This window comes from Flavobacterium sp. N2550 (assembly GCF_025947265.1).
Classification (GTDB): Bacteria; Bacteroidota; Bacteroidia; order Flavobacteriales; family Flavobacteriaceae; genus Flavobacterium; species Flavobacterium endophyticum.
Genome location: NZ_CP110007.1, coordinates 1,084,536 through 1,104,654, shown reverse-complemented (window position 1 = coordinate 1,104,654; position 20,119 = coordinate 1,084,536). Strand labels below are relative to the sequence as shown.

The window sequence follows — 20,119 nt, the reverse complement described above, 5'->3', positions numbered from 1 at the left end:
CTTTTAGATTTCCATTATTTATTCTACCATAATCTTTTTAGTCACCTCTCCTTTATCTGTCTTTACTTGAAGGAAATAAACGCCTTTAGAAAGTCCAGAAACTGAAATTGAATTTTCTTTTGTAGTGCGTAAAAGCTGTCCAAGCAAGTCGTAAAGTGATACTTCCGATAGGTGGGCAGCTGCACCGGTACGCACAAAAACACGTTCTGAAGCGGGATTAGGATAAACACTCACACTTTTAGATAAAAAATCGTCTGTACCCAAAGGATTTGCGAGTTTAACTACCCAATAATCAAAACCGCCGTGATTTCCGGAAACATCGCCATCATTCGATTTTGAATATCCCGCAAATATATATCCCAAATCTGTTGTTTGCTGGATTGAATGCGCGCCATCTACTGCATCGGGAATAGCGTTAAATCCTTCTTGACCACTGCCTCCTAATGCTTTTTGCCACTCGATACTTCCCTGACTGTTGAGTTTTACGATCCAATAATTCATATATCCGTTATTTCCAGAAACATTGCCATCATTACTTGTTACAAATCCAAATACTATGTAGCCTCCATCTGCTGTCTGCTGGACCGATTGGGCAAGATCGTTGCCAAAGCCTCCTAAGGCTTTCTTCCACTGTATTGCTCCTGTGCTGGATAGCTTCACTACCCAATAATCATCAAAAAGAGGCCCATGGAAACCGGAACCTGCAATATCTCCGTCTTGCGAATATACATGTCCTGCTATAATATAGCCTCCATCTGTGGTTTGAACCATAGAAGTAAGTATATCCGAACCAGTTCCTCCTAATGTTTTTTTCCATTGGACTTCTTCTATATTATCCAGTTTCACTACCCAATAATCATAACTGCCGTGATTTCCGGAAACATCGCCGTCAACAGACATAGTATAGCCGCCCATGACATAACCTCCATCCGCCGTTTGTTGCACAGTGCGGGCAAATTCCTCGCTTCGCCCTCCTAAACACAGGCTCCAGGCTATGCTGCCCGTTGAAGTCAGCTTTACGATCCAGCAATCGGTCCCTCCGTTGTTTCCGATAATATCGCCTGTATTTTCAGATATCGTATAGCATCCTACAATATACCCTCCATCGGGCATTTCCTGCACAGAAGTGGCGGCATCAATATGACCTCCGCCAAATGTTTTCTGCCATTGGACAGTACCTGCATTATCAAGCTTTATTACCCAGGCATCGCTATTGCCTTGGTTTCTTGTAACATCTCCGTCATTAGAATAGGTAGTTCCTGCAATAACATATCCTAAATCTGCTGTTTGCACAACATAAGAAGCCACCTCGTTGCGAGAGCCGCCAAACGTTTTGCTCCATTCTTTGTTACCTGCTGCAGTGAGTTTTACCACCCAGATATCATCGCCTCCGTGATTGCCCGAAACATCGCCGTCATTAGAAGAAGTGTATCCCGCAACAATATAACCTCCGTCTGCCGTTTGGTAGACAGAGTTGGCATAATCATTACCGGAGCCGCCCAATGATTTTTGCCACTCAATAACTGGCGCTTGCGCCATTCCAAAAAAAGGAAATAATAGAAAAAAATAGAAGTGTTTCATAAGCCTGCTGTTTTAAAAGGTTCTATTGTTTTGTCCAATAAATTGCATTAGGTTCTTGAGGCTGCGAGTGTTTTATTTAGTCTGCTATTATGATTTTATGATTTGAAATTAGTTTCCCGTTTTGCGTTAGTTGAGCAAAATATATCCCACTGGTTAAGTTGTCTCTTTTAATAATTATATTTTCTCCATATAAATTATTTACTTCTTTTGCCAACTGTCCGATTGAATTAAATAGTTTTAACGTTGCATTTTCAAAATTAGATTTTGTGGCTATTAGAAGTTCTGTTTTGAAAGGATTAGGATAAAAGTTAATTTCTTGAGTGAAATGGTTTATGTCCTCTGTACTTAACATAGAACAATCGGTGGGTGTTGATTGCCCATTAGCTATTCCGTGGTTATATATATTTATGCCATTTTGTGCGCTGCAAGTCAAATAAATATAAGGATCACTCATAAACATTTCATATTTCGGTTTTAAAGGATGTCCGTTACTACCAACACCTTCAATCCAAGTTTCGCTATTTCCAGGAAAAGTTCCAATATAATGGATCAAATAAAACATTCTTCTTGTTCCGCCATTTACATTTATGTTTGTAATAGACTGAACCGTATAATTCTTGCCATCACTTAAAATTATATTATCAGAAACTTGCAGGCTAAAGTCATAAAGCAATTGATCTACACCTCCAACATTTCTGTATACTCTTTTGGCAGCAACATCTTCTCTTATGTAATTATCAGAGCTATAAACACTTGGATCCGTAAATTTTTTATAAGTATAAGGACCTATAACAACATCTGTTCCTGAACCAATAACTAAATTTTGGCTGCCTCCAAAACTAGCACTAGCAATATTCCAAGAAGAATTGTTTAACAATGGAATATACGCTTGAGAAAAAGAGTTTTCAACTAAAAAGATTAAAAAGACAAATGCAAAAAGTAATTTTGTTTTCATAGTTAGTTTATTAAACTTTCTGTTTTCTTTTGGTGGCAATTCTGCCAGCTCTTAAATATGCGAAAGGCTATTATTATTTTCCTTCAATCAACTTCTCCAACCGCGCCATCATCTCATCTTTTTCCTTTAACATATGCTTATACAAAGCAATCTTTTCTTCGTGATTGTAAATCCGCGTCATCTGGTTTGTATGCAGTTACAGTTATTTAATTCTTTCTGCGGTAAATTCTTCTGCTATTATAAATGGTTGATTCAGATTAAAATCATTTGGACTTACATCTTCATTTCCAAACATTAAAATTTTTGACTTTGGTTTGTCAGCGCAACCTTTTTTATCACCGATAATTTCATTATTTAATTGAAAATTTAATTTATGTTTTTCACATATTACTCTAAAAGGTTTTTCCAAAGATTTTGGAATATTGATTGTTCTCTTTGAGTATTTCTTGTAATATTCTTCATTATTCAAAAAATACTCTTTTAAAGTAATCCAATTTCCAGTTTCTTTTTCCAGAACGTTATTAATGTCGCCAATAAATTCACTGACGTTTTCTGGTTTTCCTATAATTTCACATTCAAGTTCATTTTCATGAAAAATTAGTAATAATGGATGCTTGTCCAAGATTTTCATTTTAACGTATGGTAAAGTCAGGCTCCAAAAAAATCCATCAAATTTTTCAGTATTGCTACAAGTCAATTTCCACTCTTCATATTCGACCGGAATATCATAACTATTCTGATTAATTGAAAGTATCATTTCAAAAGTACTATCTGAAGTTCGAAAGCTATATGATTCGAGTTTCAAATCACAATCATTATAAAACTCTTTGTCGTTGGTTTTTTTTATAAGTTCTTCTATCATAACGGGTTGTTTTTCTTTTTAAGCAAACGTCTATTTCCTCTCTAACAACTTCTCCAACCGCGCCATCATCTCATCCTTCTCCTTCAACATACGCTCATACAAAGCAATCTTTTCTTCATGAAGTTTTTTTATTTCATCAATTGGGTTGATATTGAAAGTTGGATTTGAGTTTCCAATATAAGCGTCCTTATCAATATTAAATGTATTCGCAATAATATTCACAGCCTGTTCCTCATCAAAATTCTCAAAAGCTTCTACAGGCACTTTTAATATTTTAGCCACCTGCGCGAGTATGTTGGCTTCTACCGTTTCTTTCTGTTCTAGCAAAGATATTTTCTTTTGGTTCCAGTCGTCACCAAGCTCAAAAGCCAAAGCTTCTTGCTTGATGCCCAACATTTCGCGAAAGCGCTTGATGTTTCTTCCTTGGTGTATTTTTTTGTGTGGCATGTCGTTGTGTATCATAATCGTAAGTATAAAATTTTTGTTAAATATAGAAAAATTAGTTGATAGTGGATAGTGGGTAGTTTATAGTTGGAAGTGGATAGTTTATAGTTTTTGTACTGCTATCAAGGTTTGCTTTATCTAGTGTAGTGAGTGCTTAAATTATATAGGCTTATCTTAAAATCTCGATGTTTCATTCTTGTAAAACAGCGATTCGTTATGCGCCGAAAGTTGAAAACAAAACTCACTTGCTGCATATAGGATCGCCATTAATGAAAGTAGTTATTAAAGAATAGAATTTATAAACGATGATTAAGATCTGCATATGTTACAACTCCCAAAAAAACAATTGTTGCCGTATTTAGTATAAACACGATAAGGTATTTTTTTACCTCTATCTCTTTTATAATTTTATATAAACTAAAAATAAAATTGAATACTGTAACCAAAAGCAAGGGTATTGTAATTAATTCTCCTATAAATTGAATTGCATGAATTACATATCCATCTGTGGGAGGATAATAGAATATATAGACTAAATATATAAAATAGGCTAATGAAAATAAGCTTACGTACAACAGCAATCTATATAATGTTAAGGTTTTCATGGCACTAAGTTTATTTAATAGATATTAGAGATGTTCTTTGATTATCTGGTTTTTGAATTTATTTTATTTGCTGTTTCCATCTTTCGGCAGACAAAGACTTCTACTTAAATTTTTTAATGAGTATCGTTCTTCTTCTTATCTGCAAGATATCCAAAATAAGAAAACATATACGCAATAGCCAACATGACTATATTCACAATTAGCAATTTAAGTATTGACTCATCTTCAGGATTATATATTAATTTATATAAGCTTCCTGTTAATGCCGCACCAACAAAGTAGTACATAAATATGCTTCTTACTATAGATTTCATTATATAAAATTTAGCCTTATCAAAAAATTCCTTTAACTATCGAATTATAACGTTTACATCTTATCAATGCTTTCCCACAAACACTTAACCCCAAAAAGCGCACTCTTTTCTTCACTGTTACATAGTGAATAGTTGGAAATGAATAATTGATAATGGATAGTTTATAGTTGAAAGTTGAAAGTTATAAAGTTGAAAAGTCATAAAGGAGTGAACTAGAAGCTGCAAAACAGAATAAGCAACCTACAAAACCAAAAACATCTTCAAAGCAACAACCCACTATAAACTATCCACTATCCACTCTAAACTATAAAATATAACTGCTCAGCACCTCGCTATATGTCTTTTCGGTCGAACTGCCTACGGGAGCAACCCTAAATTCATACTGCTGCCCGCTTTGTAGATCAGTAAGCACGAGTGTGGTTTTGGTATACACCATAATCTCCCACACTTCTTCGCCCTTTTTGCGGTATTCATACAAGTAGCTTTTTGCGCCGCGAACAGGCTTTAGGCTTAGCTTTATCTTGCCTACGTTTTCTGCATGCAGCGCAAAGTTTTGCGGTTTCGGCAAAGCGCCTACTATATTCCGAATCTTACTGAGCGAGAAACCAGAGCTGGCCAAGGCAGCATCGTTTCCGTCACCTTTCATCTGCACATACAGCGCCAGCTTGTCTAAGATGCCAATCAGTTCTTCTCTTTTGAGTTCTCGGATCAGCTTTTCTGTCTTGCCGCCCTCTTTGGCTTTAATAATAGCCGTATCAAAAGCGGTAGTGGCGGCCTGCAAGACAGAAATTGCAGGCTCCGGGCTTTCGAAATTGGCATTGTTGGTCATGCTGTCTGCAATCAGCTCAGCTTTTTGCTCCAAGTCAGCATCACTATATCTGCTGAACGAGGTAATGATTTTAATTTTAGACATACTTTTCAAGTTTTAAATTAATTAATATTGAGATGGGTATAAAAGCCTGAAATTCCACAAAGTATTGATATAGTGTTATACAACAATAGGCTGTTGCTCATAACATCAGACCTATGTTGCATAACATGGGTGTGGTGTTGCATACCATAGACTTCCTGTTATACAACATCAAACCTCTGTTATAGTACACCAGCTGGATGTTGTATGACATCAAACCGGTGTTATCGAGCTGCAGCTTCTTGTTGTATAACACCAGCCTGATGTTATTTTGAAAGAACGTTGTGTTATAATACATCCGCTCCATGCAGAGCTCAACCAGCGTGGTGCCGTTTTCATTCTTCTGTATACTAGAGTTAATAGCTTTACACATAGTTTCTTTAATGATGAAGCAAACCAAAGTCGGATTACTTCTGTTTTCTTGATACAATACTAAAAGTTCGATGCTAAAAACGCAACCGAAAAGTAATAAGTGGTCAAATACAGGCGTAAGTGGTCAGTTTTTGGGTGTAACTGTTTTTTTGACTTGGGTAAAATTTGGTGAAATTTGGACAGGATTTGTTAGAATGCCTAAAAACCAAAACAGCACATAAGAGCTGCTGCTTGGTTTTTTATGCTTTTCTAAAGCGCCTTTTTTATACTTTTATAGCCAGCTAAACTTATTTCGTAATGCGCCAAAAACCAGAACAGAAAAGCTTCTCTCTAGAAGAAATCACCAAAAAGGCAGAAATTTATTGTGCCTATCAGGAGCGCTGTCACGAAGAAGTTATCCAAAAGCTAAAAACGTTTACTACCTCACAAACCGTAATCGACTCCGTTATTGTACACCTGATCGAGAACAATTTCTTGAACGAAGAGCGTTTTGCCTGCAGTTTTGCCCGCGGAAAACACCGTATCAAACATTGGGGAAAAATCAGAATCGTTAATGAGTTGAAATCAAGACACATATCTAAATACAATATCGATACTGCACTTAAAGAAATACAAGACGAATATTTCGACACTTTTGATTTGGCTGCTGAAAAATTCTGGGATACGATTTCTGAAAAAAATACCTTAAAAAAACGCAAAAAGTTCTGCGATTTTTTCCTTCGAAAAGGTTATGAAAGCAATCTGATTTATGAAAAAGCCATCGAATTAGAAAAATTGGGCTAGAGCTTAGCACACCATTTCTATACCTTTTTTTTAAAAAAAACACTTTTTTCCTACAATTTTTACGAAAACGTTTTCGTTGATTTCTGCATTTCGCCGATGAAAAAATACACGTCATCGAAAACCTGAAAAATAGGCACTTAAAAGCTTCTTTTGATGCATAGGCTGGACATACATTTGCCTCACCCTATCAGAATAAAGACACTTGACCTATGAAAAATTTGTTATCATTTTTAGTTTTCTTACTGCCTATTTTTGCAATTTCACAAACGACATTAGTGCGTTGGGATGGAGCTAATCAACAAGCTAATCCGTATGTGATAGCTTCTAATATTTCTGCAGGCAATATTACAGGATCTAATGTAGGTTTCTCAGTTGATAACTGGGGAAACAACGGAAATGCCTTCCTTACTTCTACATGGCCATATTCTAATACGCCAAACTATTCAAAATACGTTCAAGTATCGATTACTGCGAATAGCGGAAATAAGATCGATTTGAGCCAATTCAATTTTGAATACCAAAATTATGATACAAATAGTGGTATGACTAGAATGCAAGTATACTATTCTAAAGATGCTAGCTTTCCATCTAATGGAACTGTGCTTTATACAAACACTAACCTAAATACATCTAACAGAAACTTCACTGCTGTTTCTGTTCCTTTGACAGGAATTACGGTACAATCTAACGAAACAGTTTACATAAGAATAACTGCATACGGAAGACTTGATCAATATTGGGATGGACCAAGAATCAGAATCAGACACGGTTACAACGATAGTGCGCCAGCATCTCACAATAATTCAGGCCCAACAATTACAGGAACGGTTACTCCAACTTGTACACCACAAGGAAACCCTGCGCTTTCGCCAACTGATTTCTGGAGAGGTTATGTGTATTCTTATTCTGGAACGCCAGCAGCTACAACTTATTTAGGGTATGTTACAGAAAATGCAACATTCAACAGAAATGTAGGTAGCGGTGCTGTATCTGGACTAACAACTGTTCTTTGCCAACAGCCAACAGACAATTTCTATACTTCTTATAAAATGACCAAAAGCTTCCCAGCAGGTACATATACTTTTACAGTGGGTGGTGACGACGGTTATAGATTAAAAATTAACGGCGAATCTGGATATTCAATCAGCGACTGGTCAGATCACGGATATACAACAGGATCAACAACAAAAACGTTTGCTTCTACTACGAATGTTACTTTTGTTTTGGAATATTATGAAAGAGGTGCAGATTCTCAAGTGTCTTTTGATTACACTTGTGCGAACTCTCCAACAGCTCCAACAACGTTAACTTCAAACGCAACAAACAATACAATCTGTTCTGGCAATTCTGTTACTTTAACAGCAGGAGGGGGTTCAGCTAATACTAGTACCTACGAGTGGGGAACTGGAACTGTTGTAGGTTCAAACGTAATCTCTGGAACTACGGCTTCAATTACTGTTTCTCCAACAGCTACAACAACGTACTGGGTAAGAAGAGTAGGTGCTGCTCCATGTAACTTTACAACAACAGGAATCACATTACAAATTACGGTAGCTACTGCAACAGCAACAGCTCCAACATCAATCAGCGGAGCTACAACATTATGTGGCGGAGGTTCGGTAACATTAACAGCTACTGGCGGTACAGGATCAACGTACCAATGGGGAACTGGAACTGTAGGTTCTAACATACTTTCTGGAACTGGTGCTTCAATCACTGTTTCTCCAACGGCTACAACAACCTACTGGGTAAGAAGAATCAATGCAACGCCATGTTCGACTCCAACTGCAGCTGCTACGACAACGGTAACAATAACTACGCCTTCTGGAGATCCGACAGCTTTCGGGAACAACACATGGAACGTATACGGTTATAACACAGGCAGCATGACTCCCGCTTTATCTTACTATGCTGGATACTATGTACAAAACACTTTAGGCGTAAACACACAAGATACGGCAAACAATGGATGGAATAAAGAAACGTCTCCATCATATTCTGCAGGATGGGTAGGATGTGCTGTTCAAGTTGACGATTTCACAATGGTTCACAAAAGAAAAGGTTTCCCTTGCGGAAAATACCAAATCAACATGGACAATTGGGATGATGAAACTAGAGTATACATCAACGGAACATCTGTTTTCTACAACGCAGGATGGAGCGGTGAAAACCCTACTCCAACATCTGTAGGAATCTTTGCTCTTGACAGCAATTCGACTATCGAGGTAGTAACAAGAGAAGTAGGCGGTTATGCTAACGTAAAAGTATCTTTAACTGCTGTCAATGCAACCTATAACGGAACTTCTTGGAGTACTTCTCCTGAAGGTGCTGCAATTGTAATCAACGGCGATTTGCAATTAAGCGAAAGCGTAACGGTTTGTTCTTGCACAGTTAGCGCAAACAAAAACTTGAAAATAAACTCAGGCGTAAACCTGATCATTAAAAATGAATTAGTAGTAGCTCCTACTGCTAATGTAGTAGTAGAAAATAACGCAAGCATCGTTCAAGTTAATGACAACGCTGCTAACAGCGGAAAGATAATCGTAAAAAGAAACACGACTCCTGTGACTCGTTATGACTTTACGTACTGGTCTTCTCCTGTTGCTGCTGCAGACTGGACATTGCATGATCTTTCTCCAAACACATTAGCTGATAAATACCTAAGCTATAATGCTGCCGGAAACGGATGGGTTACAGAAATGAACGGAGCGGCTCAAATGCAGACTGGAAAAGGTTATATCGTTAGAGCGCCTCAGCAATATTCAACTACAGCTCCTGCTGTTTTCCAAACGCAATTTGCTGGTGCGCCAAACAACGGACAAAAAACACTTGATATCAAGATCGGTGCGACATTAAAATCAAACTTGATCGGAAATCCATATCCATCGGCTATCAGCGCTGATAAGTTTTATGAAGCAAACAAAGGCATAATTAAAGGAACATTCTATTTCTGGACACATAATATTGCGGTAAGCTCTACTCCAGATGCAAACGGAGTGTACAACTACAATCCTGCAAGCTACATTTCGTATAATGCGACTGGAGCAACAGGAATTGGAGAAACAAACAACTGTACGACTTGTGGAAACAATTCTGGAAACAAACACAAAGGAAACATTGCTTCTGGCCAAGGATTCTTTGTGGAAGGAAAAGTAAACGGTACTATCGTTTTCAATAACGCAATGAGAGTAGCTCAAAATGGAACTAACGATCAATTCTTAAGAACGAGCAACCCAACTCGTCCTGTGACACAAAGCAGCGAAGAAGAAGCTGGCGAAGAGCAACCAACAGCAATCGAAAAACACAGATTGTGGTTGAACATTACGAATGCAGCTGGTGCTTATAATGAGATTTTGGTAGGCTATATCGACGGAGCTACAAACAACCTTGATGATGCTTACGACGGAATGACGTATGCTTCTGGAACTGCACTATACTCTATGCTTGATGCAAACAAATTGGTTATCCAAGGTAGAGCATTGCCTTTCAGCAATACAGATGTAGTGCCATTAGGATTCATGGCCGCTGCGGCAGGTGATTACAGCATCGGTATCGAAAGTGTTGACGGTTTGTTTGAAGACCAAAAAGTATTCTTAGTAGACAGACTTACAGGAACGGTACACAACATCAAGAATGACAGATATACATTCACGACAGCAGCAGGAACATTCAACTCAAGATTTGAAATCCGCTATGTTAATGAGTCTCTAGGTGTAGATACTCCGGTTGTAGATGCAAATGATATCGTAGTATACAAAAACGGCGGTCAGATTGCTATCAAAGCAGACCACTTTACAATCGACAACGTTCAAGTATTTGACTTGACTGGAAAAGAAATCTTTACTAAAAAAGGAATCAACAGCAACGAATTCACAACTACAGGAATTAATGTAGGAACTCAAGTTGTGGTAGCAAAAATAACTTTAGATAACAACGTAACGGTATCTAAAAAAGTAATCATGAATTAAGACTAGTTAATTCACTTCAAATCCCATAAGCAATAATCTTGTTTATGGGATTTTTTTTATGTCTACGGTTTTGCCAGTACTATGCTGACTGCATTGCCGCCAAAACCGACAGCATTGATCAATACCTTGCGGATGGATTTTCGTTCTTGTTGCGCTTCCGCGAAAGGAACTTTGATAAATTTCTGATGCTGCATCATCAAGATGGCCAGCTCTACATTTAACATGCCCGAAGCGCCAAACGTGTGCCCTATCTTCCATTTGTTGGTAGTCAGCATCGGAAGGTTGTCACCGAACAGCAATTCGATTGCTTTCAGTTCCGACGAATCCCCTTTTATAGTTCCCGGCGCATGCATCACGATAGCATCAATCTCACTGGGATCTATTTCACCCAAAGCCATTTTCATGGACTTCTGGAAGCATTGCGCTTCTGCAGAAATAGAAATGCTGTGTTCTAAAATTTCGGTTGCAAAACCAATTCCTTCAATATACGCCAAAGCATTTTGGCTTTCGCCTACTTCCAAACAAGCCACAGATGCTCCTTCGCCCAATACCATTGAGTTTTGAGTTTTCTGCCTGTCAAACGCGCGGCACGGAAACGGAGCTGTGCTTTTGGAATAGATCTTTAAAGCATTCATCTGTGCAATTGTAAAAGGAGTCAGCGGCGCTTCGCTGCCGCCTACTAAAAACTTAGCTGCCATTCCGGAACGCAGCCAAGCAATGCCGTTCAGCAACGCATGCAAAGCAGTCGAGCAAGTGATGGAATGTGAAATTTCTGGTCCCTGGCTATTTAAGTCGTGGGCGACCCATGATGAGATATTGCCCAACGTAGTCGTCGGAGAAGCCAGCGTATGCGTCTTTCCTGTTTCTAAAAATTCTTGAAAATGCTTTTCGAATAACTGGGTAGCCCCTCTGGAAGAACCGATATTGATTCCGAAATCATCTCCCTCTTTCCATCCGGCATTTTCTATCGCCTTTCGGGAAGCAAGAATAGCATATAAGACAGAATCGTCTAGGTTCTTGTATTTGCTTTCGGAATTCCGCAAGGCTTCTACCTGATCTTTCAGATCGTCGGGCAATCGAGAAGCTAAAGCAGTTGTTTCTCCTATAGTAGTATTAGAAATCAAAGTGTCCTCTTTTAGATACTGCTTCCAAATACGTTCTGGAGCACTCCCTAAGGGCGAAATGGAGGATATAGATGTTATGGCAATTTTTTGAAGCAAAATAGAAGCATTAAAACCTTGTAAAAGTTGAGTCCTTACAAGATTGTTTTCGAAACAAATTTAAACTATTTCCAAGGCTTGTTCGACAACAGCATATACTTTTTCCAGCTGCTTGTCTGAAATGATATACGGAGGCAAAATATAGACGATGTTTCCAACCGGGCGGAGGATGATTCCGTTTTCAATAAAAAAATCATAGAGCTTGTTTCGGAAATCTCCGTAGTAGCTTTCTGCCGTATCTCTTTGTATCTCTAAGGCAAAGATTACTCCTAGTGTTCGGGTTTCCTTCACTCTTGGATGGCTGTTGATCTTTTCCTGAAATCGAAGATGGTTTTGATGTATTCTTTGGATGTTCTTTTGCATTTCAACAGTCTGAAGCAGTTCTAGGCTGGCAAGCGCTGCGGCACATCCGGTTGGGTTTGCAGTAAAAGTATGTCCGTGGAACAATGCTTTGTTGACATCATCATCATAAAAACCTTCAAACAATTCTTGAGTAAATGTCGTGATTGCCATAGGAATCGTTCCTCCTGTCAAGGCTTTCGACAGGCACATCATATCGGGTTCGTTTTCAAGATAATCACAAGCAAAATGCTGTCCGGTCTTTCCAAATCCGGTCATGACTTCGTCTGCAATTGTAAAGACAGCATTTTCTTTGCAGATTGCCATAAGCTTGTCTAGCGCAAAGGTTTCATACATGACCATACCCGCCGCGCCTTGCACCAATGGTTCAAAAATAAAAGCGGCAAACTCATTCGTCTTGGTCAATTGTGCTAAAGCTTCAAAAGATTCCTTCTCCTTTCCTTTTGTCGGAACCGGAATACGCACCACTTCAATCAGCGAGCCTCGGAAAGCTTCAGTAAAGAAAGAAATTCCGCTGGCCGCCATTGCCGCAAACGTATCGCCGTGAAAGGCATTTTCGAAAGCAATGATTTTGGTACGTTTCTCTCCTTTATTGTAGTAATATTGCAAGGCTACTTTCAAAGCAATCTCTACAGCTGTCGACCCGTTGTCTGAATAAAACAGCTTCTTTTGGTTGCTTGGCAGGATTTCCATTAGTTTTTCTGAAAGCAATACAGCAGGTTCGTGCGTAAAGCCGCCAAACAAAACGTGTTCTAGGGAAGTGAGCTGCGCATAAATGGCATCTGCAATAAATTTATTGCTATGCCCGTACGGATTTACCCACCACGAAGCGATCGCATCAATATATTCTTTTCCGTTTTCATCCCATAACAGAGCGCCTTCGCCTTTTGAGATCGCAATAGCGGGTTTCGCCAGTTTATGTTGCGTATAGGGATGCCAGTTGTGTTTTTGGTCTCTTTCAGAAAGGGTCATGTTGTTGTTTCTTAGTTCTTAAAGGCTTTTCAGATTCTCGGCAAACAGGTCGGCATATTCGCGGATCACGTTTTTATCAAAATACGGTTCGTCGTCTATTCTTCCTATATATTTTAATCCGGTCTTGCTCAATATGATTTCTTCGGTCGCTTTATTTTCGTTGCCGTTAAAGACAATTCCTGCAATATCCAATTTCTTGCTTTGCAGGGCAGCAATCGTCAGCAATGTATGATTGATACTTCCCAAATAATGTCTGGAAACTACAATCACTTTATAGTCGTCTTGAATCAAGTCGATGATAGTGTCTTTATCATTGAGAGGCACGAAAATACCGCCAGCGCCTTCAATTACAAGATGGTTTTTGGTCTTGGGTTCTTTTATTTTCTTATTATCTATCGTAATTCCATCAAGTGAAGCTGCCAGATGCGGGCTTGCAGGCGTTTGCAACAAGTAACTGTTCGGATGGATTTTAGTCTTTGGATTAGAAAGCAGCGATGCTATTTTATGGCTGTCAGAATTGTCGGCATCACCAGCTTGGATGGGTTTCCAATAATCAGCCTCAAGGCTTTCGGTGATAATCGCTGAAGCAATTGTTTTTCCTACATCAGTTCCTATTCCTGTAATGAAAATTTTCATGTTTGTATACTCTGCAGATTGAATATTTCAAAGGTACGATTTGGAATTGATACTGCAGGAGCCACTGAATTATAATTTTTATGGAAGTCTCATGGATACTGCCCTAACGCTTAAAAACATGTGAATTTCGTAAGATTTTATTGTAGTCTTTGAACGTAACCGTTGTTTTAATTGCTAAATTTGATAGAACCATCCCTTTAATTTAACACTCTAGACCAAATGACAATAGCAAAAGTACCATCTTACATGAAGGCCGTTTATATCTCATTGCTTATTATCATTATCATCTTTTTTATGATCATGGCTAAGGCAATATTAGTTCCTCTGCTTGTTTCGGGTTATATCGCTATGCTGATGACTTCTTTCTGCAATCGCTTAGAACAATGGAAAATCCCAAGATCGTTGAGTGCTTTTATCGCGCTTCTTATTATTATTTTGCTGACGCTGGGGCTCATATACTTTATTGTCACGCAGCTGCAGACCTTTACAAACGATGTGGAGATGAACATGGAAGAAAGCCTGAACAAGTTTGCCATAAAAATAAATACGAGCATCGAGCAATTCATAGGGCTTGATATGGGTATGGGAAATGGTTTTGAAATAAAGAAAATAATGGCGCTCGTTCAATCAGGAAATACGAATATCTCTGAAATGCTTTTTACGACAATCGGAACGTTATCTAACATTATCCTTCTGCCTGTTTTTATCTTTTTCTTATTGATTTATAGAGATCATCTGGCTGTTTTTGTCACGAAAGTATTCGAAAAACAACGAAATAAAGTGCTTATAGAACATATGGTTTCGATCCGAAGGATTGTTCATGCTTATATTATCGGTGCTGGAAAAGTAATGATTATTTTAGGAATCGTGAATACAGCCGTATTGTTTGCTTTAGGAATCAAGCATGCTATCTTTTTTGGCATGATTGCCGGACTTTTGAACATCATCCCGTATGTAGGTCCTTTTGTAGGCGCCCTGATGCCTTTTACTTTTGCTTTGCTAACCAAAGACAGTCTGTTCTATCCTCTTGCGGTAGTCGTCGCCTTTACGTTAATCCAGTTTATGGAAAGCAGTTTTCTGACACCAAAAATTACGGGAGCGAATGTAAACCTGAATGCCTTTGTTACCTTTTTAGGATTATTGATTGGAGGTGCCATTTGGGGAGTAGTAGGAATGATCTTAATCATCCCGACAATTGCGATCTTGAAAAAGCTATTTGAATTGAGTCCCGATACGGAGCCCTACGCTTATTTGTTCGGTGAAGAGGATACGCATTGGTTCAAGCCTCGAAGGCCTAGAATAAAAACCTAGCAAGCATTTCTAAAACATTGGTAATTTCTTCTTTGGAATTAAAACTATGCAGGCAGAAACGCAGTCGTTCTTGATTTTCTGGAACTGTCGGCGAAAGAATAGCCTTTACGTCAAATCCGTTTTCCTGCAGTTTTTTAGCAATTGCTTTTACTTTTTCATTGCCGGGCAATATGGCAGATTGAATCGCTGATTTATTTCGGACAAAGATTTGTTTTAATCCTATCCGCTGCTTTTCTTGATTGAAATAAAGGATGTTTTCTTTCAGATTTTGGATTTCTGATTTCTGGGCTTCTAGATTTTTATAGGCGGTTAAAATTCCTGCTACAGAATGTGGCGATAAGGCTGTCGTATAGATAAAGCTTCTTGCAAAGTTGACAAGATAGTCTTTCAAATCCGGCGTCCCTAAAATGGCGGCGCCATGGCAGCCCAATCCTTTTCCGAAAGTCATAAGTCTGGCAAAAACTTTGTCTTGTAGGTTGAGATCCTGAATGAGTCCTTGTCCTTTTTCTCCGAAAACGCCTAACGCATGAGCTTCATCAATAACCAAATAACAGCCATTATTTTCTGATAGTGCAGCGAGCTTTTCGAGATCAGGCGAATCGCCGTCCATAGAAAAAACAGATTCCGTCACAATATAAATTTCGGATTTGTCGGACTTGTATTTAAAAACCAAAGCTTCTAAATCTTCTAGATCGTTATGCTGAAATTTAAAGGATTTCGCATTAGAAAGCCGAATGCCGTCTCGAATGGAAGCATGGCTGTATTCGTCATACAAGATAATATCGTTGCGTTGCGGCACAGCACTAAAAAAACCGACATTGGCATCGTATCCAGAATTAAACAGGAGCGCTGTTTCTGCTTCATGGAATTGAGCAATATATTCTTCCGATTCTTTGTAAACGATGTGATTTCCGGATAAGAGACGAGAACCCGTAGCGCCATTTTTGATTATCCGATGATTCAAAAGGTATTGATGCGTTTGATTAAAGATGGCCTCAGATTTTGAGAATCCTAAATAATCATTCGAGGCAAAATCGACTAAATCGTTTGGTTCTGGCAATATTCTAAACGAATTGCTTTGTACTCGCTGCTCGATTTTGTGTGATAAAGAGAGTGGAAATCGTTTCATATGGGGCAAATGTAAGCAACTTTTGTTTTTGTTTGGAAGAAGGCTTTTCTAATACAAAATAAAAAAGCCCAGCATTACTGCCAGGCTTTTTTATTGGAATAAAATCAGACTACTCTACTAGAATGTTGATTTTATTGTCGTTCATTTCTAAAGTTCCCGATTCGATAGGCAAATGGTATTTTTTGTCATCTCCTAAAAAGAACTTGCCTTCTGCTTCTTTTGGAAAAGTAAAGCTGTCAGCAGCAATCTTGATATCCCCTTTTGCCAAGATGGAAATAATTGCGGCGTGATGGTTCAGCATTTGGAATTCTCCGTCAATTCCTGGAACAGTAACCGAAGTTACAGGTCCTGAAAATAATTTTGCTTCTGGCGATATAATTTCTAAATACATTTTTTTTTGCTTTAGGCTTTAAGCTTTAGGCTTTAAGCTATTAAATATTAAGCTTCAGCTAACATTTTTTGTCCAGCTTCGATAGCATCTTCGATAGTTCCTTTCAAGTTGAAAGCCGCTTCTGGAAGGTGGTCTAATTCTCCATCAATGATCATGTTGAATCCTTTGATAGTATCTTTAATATCAACCAAAACTCCAGGGATACCTGTAAACTGCTCTGCTACGTGGAATGGCTGAGACAAGAAACGTTGTACACGACGAGCTCTAGAAACTGATAGTTTATCTTCTTCAGAAAGCTCTTCCATACCAAGAATCGCTATGATATCTTGTAATTGTTTGTATTTTTGAAGAATTTCTTTTACTCTTTGTGCACAGTTGTAGTGCTCATCACCTAAGATATGTGGTGTCAAGATTCTTGAAGTAGAATCCAATGGATCTACTGCAGGATAGATACCTAACTCAGCAATTTTACGAGACAATACTGTTGTTGCATCTAAGTGGGCAAATGTTGTTGCCGGTGCTGGATCCGTTAAGTCATCCGCAGGAACGTAAACCGCCTGTACCGATGTAATAGATCCTTTATTTGTTGATGTGATACGCTCTTGCATCGCACCCATTTCTGTTGCTAATGTTGGTTGGTAACCTACCGCAGATGGCATACGTCCTAAAAGTGCAGACACCTCAGAACCAGCTTGTGTAAAACGGAAGATGTTATCAACGAAGAAAAGAACGTCTTTTCCTTGATCAGAACCCGCTCCATCACGGAAGTATTCAGCGATAGAAAGTCCAGAAAGTGCTACACGAGCACGAGCTCCTGGTGGCTCATTCATCTGACCGAAAACGAAAGTAGCTTTAGACTCTCTCATTCCTAATTTATCAACTTTAGACAAATCCCATCCTCCATTTTCCATAGAGTGCATGAATTCTTCTCCGTATTTGATAATTCCTGACTCTAACATCTCACGAAGCAAGTCATTTCCTTCACGTGTTCTTTCACCTACTCCTGCGAATACAGAAAGACCACCGTGACCTTTTGCAATATTGTTAATCAACTCCTGAATCAATACTGTTTTACCAACACCAGCACCACCGAATAATCCAATTTTTCCTCCTTTTGCATAAGGCTCGATCAAATCGATTACTTTGATACCTGTGAATAAAACTTCAGAAGATGTAGATAAATCTTCGAATTTTGGTGCTTGACGGTGAATAGACAATCCGTTTTCACCAGTTTTTGGCAAATCTCCCAAACCATCGATAGCATCTCCGATTACGTTGAATAAACGACCGTAAACATCTGGACCGATTGGCATTTTGATTGGGTTTCCTGTACCAACAACTTCATAGCCTCTGCTTAAACCATCTGTAGAGTCCATTGAGATTGTACGAACAGTGTTTTCTCCAATGTGAGATTGTACTTCAAGTACTAATAATGTACCGTCTTTTTTAGTGATTTCTAATGAATCATAAATTTTTGGAAGTTCAACATCCTTACCGTTGAAAACTACGTCAACTACTGGACCAATGATTTGAGCAACTTTTCCTATTACTTTTGACATTACTTATGTATTTATTAAATAGCTATTTAGGTTTATGAAAAACACCTCTTTTTTCAGAGCGCAAAGATAGTTTTAAAAATGAAAATTTAATAATGTTTTTATAAAAAAATACGAAAAAAATATAGGATTGTCTGTTTAATGAGCAGCAAGACAATAAGTATGCAGAATTATTAAAAACAAAAAAAGCCATTATGCTTTCACATAATGGCTTTTTTTATGAGTATAACCTTAATTTAAAGATTGTGGATATTGGATCGGGTAGTTTCCTATATTAATAGCCGGCATAGAAGAACCATAGGTCGCGCTTATTGATTTTAGGAATTCATTTGCTATAAAAGCATAACCTCTTGCTGAAGGATGGATACCATCTAGAGAGAAAGCACCACCGGTCACATAAGTAGCCGTTAAATGGTGGTTGCCGAAACGGATTCCTCCGTTCAACAACTGGCTCATTATTGCTTTTGTATCTACCAATGCCAAGCCTTTTGCATTTGCTGCGTTTTGAATTGTGATATTGTAAGCATCAGTAGCTACTCTTACTTCTCCTACTTCAGCATTCGTCAACACAGAACCATCTTGCAACGGATAGGTAACTCCAATTGTATTAAAAGGAGCTGGAACTCCTGCTTGTGGCGTTCCGATAATTGTACGCGTTGGCAATAGAATGTAATCCACAAAGCTTCCGTTGGCTAGTTTTTTGGCATGTCGTGCTTGTCCGTATAAGCTGCCCATTAAGCCTGCCTGTGGAGCCGGAACACCAGCACCAATTAAAGCGCCCGTGATTTGAGCAGAATAGTCTACTAAAGATTCATCTTTAATCAGCAACGGATTTGAAGTTCCTGCTGTTAACGTTGTCAAACGATCTCCCTGCCCAAGAGCAGTCAGTATTTGTTTTACTGGACCTAACAATTGTGTATTCAATTGGTTAGCCGTAGCTGCATCTAGCGGAACCGGATTGTAAGGAACTGTCGTGAAATATGGAAGTGTATTGATATAAGGAAGATTAGCAACAACTCCTTTAGCGCCATTCGCCGTCAAAGCTGTAACAAGACCATTATATACATTATCAAAAACAGTAGGGTCTGTGATATCATTAGAACCATACGTAGAAGGATCCAAGTTTCCTGTGCGATTAACACCAACACCTCCAGAAATAGCATAGCTTAAGACATCATTTCCTCCAATCCATAAGGAGAAAAATGTCGGATTCTGAGCAACCGCATCGCCTATAACAGAAGCTGCTGCTGAAGAGTCAAATCTTCCAAAATAAGGATTTGCCGCACCGTATCCAGCTATAGTCAGGTGGAAGCTTTTCGATCCCGGAACCCCCATATTGTTATACGTTCCTGTTAACTGATCTGTTATTGCCGTGCCCGAAACACCTGAAACATTTACAGGTCCTACACCGTTAAAATACAACCTTGTAGGGAATTGAGGCACCTGGTTTCCGCCTAATGAAAATCCTCCAACATTATCAACCATGTAAGGCACGGTGAAATCTCCACCTCCTACTAATGCGAATTGCTGTGCTAAAAAGCTAGGATATGAATTTTCTTGACCTCTTTTGAAAAGAGCGTTATCACTATAACCCGCCGCAAACGAATCTCCTAAGGCAACATATTTTGAAAAATCAGCAGATCCTGGCGATACCGGAATTTCTGTAGACTCCGAATCATCATCTGAACAGGCAATACTCAAGCTTAAAGAAGCAAAGAGCAACCATTTGAAATTTTTTATCATAATATTA

General features: G+C 38.6%; 16 protein-coding genes and 1 pseudogene. 3 read left to right on the top strand and 14 right to left on the bottom strand.

The genetic code is table 11. The features are described from left to right. Positions 1-18: 18 nt before the first annotated feature. The 7 genes and pseudogenes from OLM56_RS04740 to OLM56_RS04710 form a co-directional block, all read right to left on the bottom strand. On the bottom strand, positions 19-1,581 hold the full coding sequence (locus OLM56_RS04740; RefSeq protein ID WP_264528508.1) for a T9SS type A sorting domain-containing protein: 1,563 nt from the start codon (positions 1,579-1,581) through the stop codon (positions 19-21). Positions 1,582-1,657: 76 nt separating this feature from the next. Further along, on the bottom strand, positions 1,658-2,536 hold the full coding sequence (locus tag OLM56_RS04735; RefSeq protein ID WP_264528507.1) for a T9SS type A sorting domain-containing protein: 879 nt from the start codon (positions 2,534-2,536) through the stop codon (positions 1,658-1,660). A 73-nt stretch (positions 2,537-2,609) separates the two neighbouring features. Beyond that, positions 2,610-2,699: pseudogene (locus OLM56_RS04730) on the bottom strand (XRE family transcriptional regulator); the annotation flags it as partial. Positions 2,700-2,738: 39 nt separating this feature from the next. Next, entirely contained in the window at positions 2,739-3,398 is a 660-nt protein-coding gene (locus OLM56_RS04725) for a hypothetical protein (protein WP_264528506.1), read from the bottom strand. A 30-nt stretch (positions 3,399-3,428) separates the two neighbouring features. Then, complete coding sequence (locus OLM56_RS04720; RefSeq protein ID WP_264528505.1) at positions 3,429-3,860, bottom strand: helix-turn-helix domain-containing protein; 432 nt, start codon at positions 3,858-3,860, stop codon at positions 3,429-3,431. 700 nt (positions 3,861-4,560) lie between these two features. After that, on the bottom strand, positions 4,561-4,761 hold the full coding sequence (locus tag OLM56_RS04715) for a hypothetical protein (RefSeq protein WP_264528504.1): 201 nt from the start codon (positions 4,759-4,761) through the stop codon (positions 4,561-4,563). A 304-nt stretch (positions 4,762-5,065) separates the two neighbouring features. Then, on the bottom strand, positions 5,066-5,674 hold the full coding sequence (locus OLM56_RS04710) for a fibronectin type III domain-containing protein (RefSeq protein ID WP_264528503.1): 609 nt from the start codon (positions 5,672-5,674) through the stop codon (positions 5,066-5,068). A 666-nt stretch (positions 5,675-6,340) separates the two neighbouring features. Between OLM56_RS04710 and OLM56_RS04705 the strand changes: the two genes are divergently transcribed. Then, on the top strand, positions 6,341-6,826 hold the full coding sequence (locus OLM56_RS04705; RefSeq protein WP_264528502.1) for a regulatory protein RecX: 486 nt from the start codon (positions 6,341-6,343) through the stop codon (positions 6,824-6,826). Between the two features lie 209 nt (positions 6,827-7,035). Beyond that, positions 7,036-10,794 carry a T9SS sorting signal type C domain-containing protein gene (locus tag OLM56_RS04700; protein WP_264528501.1) on the top strand — a complete coding sequence of 1,253 codons (3,759 nt, stop codon included), beginning with the start codon at positions 7,036-7,038 and terminating at the stop codon, positions 10,792-10,794. A 62-nt stretch (positions 10,795-10,856) separates the two neighbouring features. On the opposite strand, the gene OLM56_RS04695 is transcribed toward OLM56_RS04700, so the two are convergent. From OLM56_RS04695 to bioD, 3 genes are read right to left on the bottom strand one after another with little or no spacing between them, the layout of a single operon-like run. Beyond that, positions 10,857-12,014, bottom strand: a complete 1,158-nt coding sequence (locus OLM56_RS04695) for a beta-ketoacyl synthase N-terminal-like domain-containing protein (protein WP_264528500.1) — start codon at positions 12,012-12,014, stop codon at positions 10,857-10,859. 60 nt (positions 12,015-12,074) lie between these two features. Beyond that, positions 12,075-13,346, bottom strand: a complete 1,272-nt coding sequence (gene bioA, locus OLM56_RS04690; RefSeq protein WP_264528499.1) for an adenosylmethionine--8-amino-7-oxononanoate transaminase — start codon at positions 13,344-13,346, stop codon at positions 12,075-12,077. An 18-nt stretch (positions 13,347-13,364) separates the two neighbouring features. Continuing rightward, complete coding sequence (gene bioD, locus OLM56_RS04685) at positions 13,365-13,982, bottom strand: dethiobiotin synthase (protein ID WP_264528498.1); 618 nt, start codon at positions 13,980-13,982, stop codon at positions 13,365-13,367. Positions 13,983-14,201: 219 nt separating this feature from the next. Here bioD and OLM56_RS04680 point away from each other — a divergent pair, with 219 nt between their 5' ends. Beyond that, positions 14,202-15,293, top strand: coding sequence for an AI-2E family transporter (locus tag OLM56_RS04680; RefSeq protein ID WP_264528497.1), 1,092 nt, complete (start codon positions 14,202-14,204; stop codon positions 15,291-15,293). Here the strand turns inward: OLM56_RS04680 and OLM56_RS04675 are convergent. The 4 genes from OLM56_RS04675 to OLM56_RS04660 all read right to left on the bottom strand — a co-directional run bounded on the left by OLM56_RS04675 (position 15,277) and on the right by OLM56_RS04660 (position 20,112). Then, entirely contained in the window at positions 15,277-16,422 is a 1,146-nt protein-coding gene (locus OLM56_RS04675) for an aminotransferase class I/II-fold pyridoxal phosphate-dependent enzyme (protein WP_264528496.1), read from the bottom strand. The two genes, OLM56_RS04680 and OLM56_RS04675, sit on opposite strands and share 17 nt — an antisense overlap. 109 nt (positions 16,423-16,531) lie before the next feature. Further along, positions 16,532-16,813: a FoF1 ATP synthase subunit delta/epsilon gene (locus tag OLM56_RS04670; protein WP_121375882.1), complete on the bottom strand. Its 282-nt coding sequence runs from the start codon at positions 16,811-16,813 to the stop codon at positions 16,532-16,534. Between the two features lie 47 nt (positions 16,814-16,860). Continuing rightward, positions 16,861-18,372, bottom strand: a complete 1,512-nt coding sequence (gene atpD / locus OLM56_RS04665; RefSeq protein ID WP_121375881.1) for a F0F1 ATP synthase subunit beta — start codon at positions 18,370-18,372, stop codon at positions 16,861-16,863. 228 nt (positions 18,373-18,600) lie between these two features. Beyond that, positions 18,601-20,112, bottom strand: a complete 1,512-nt coding sequence (locus OLM56_RS04660; RefSeq protein ID WP_264528495.1) for a G-D-S-L family lipolytic protein — start codon at positions 20,110-20,112, stop codon at positions 18,601-18,603. Positions 20,113-20,119 lie beyond the last annotated feature (7 nt).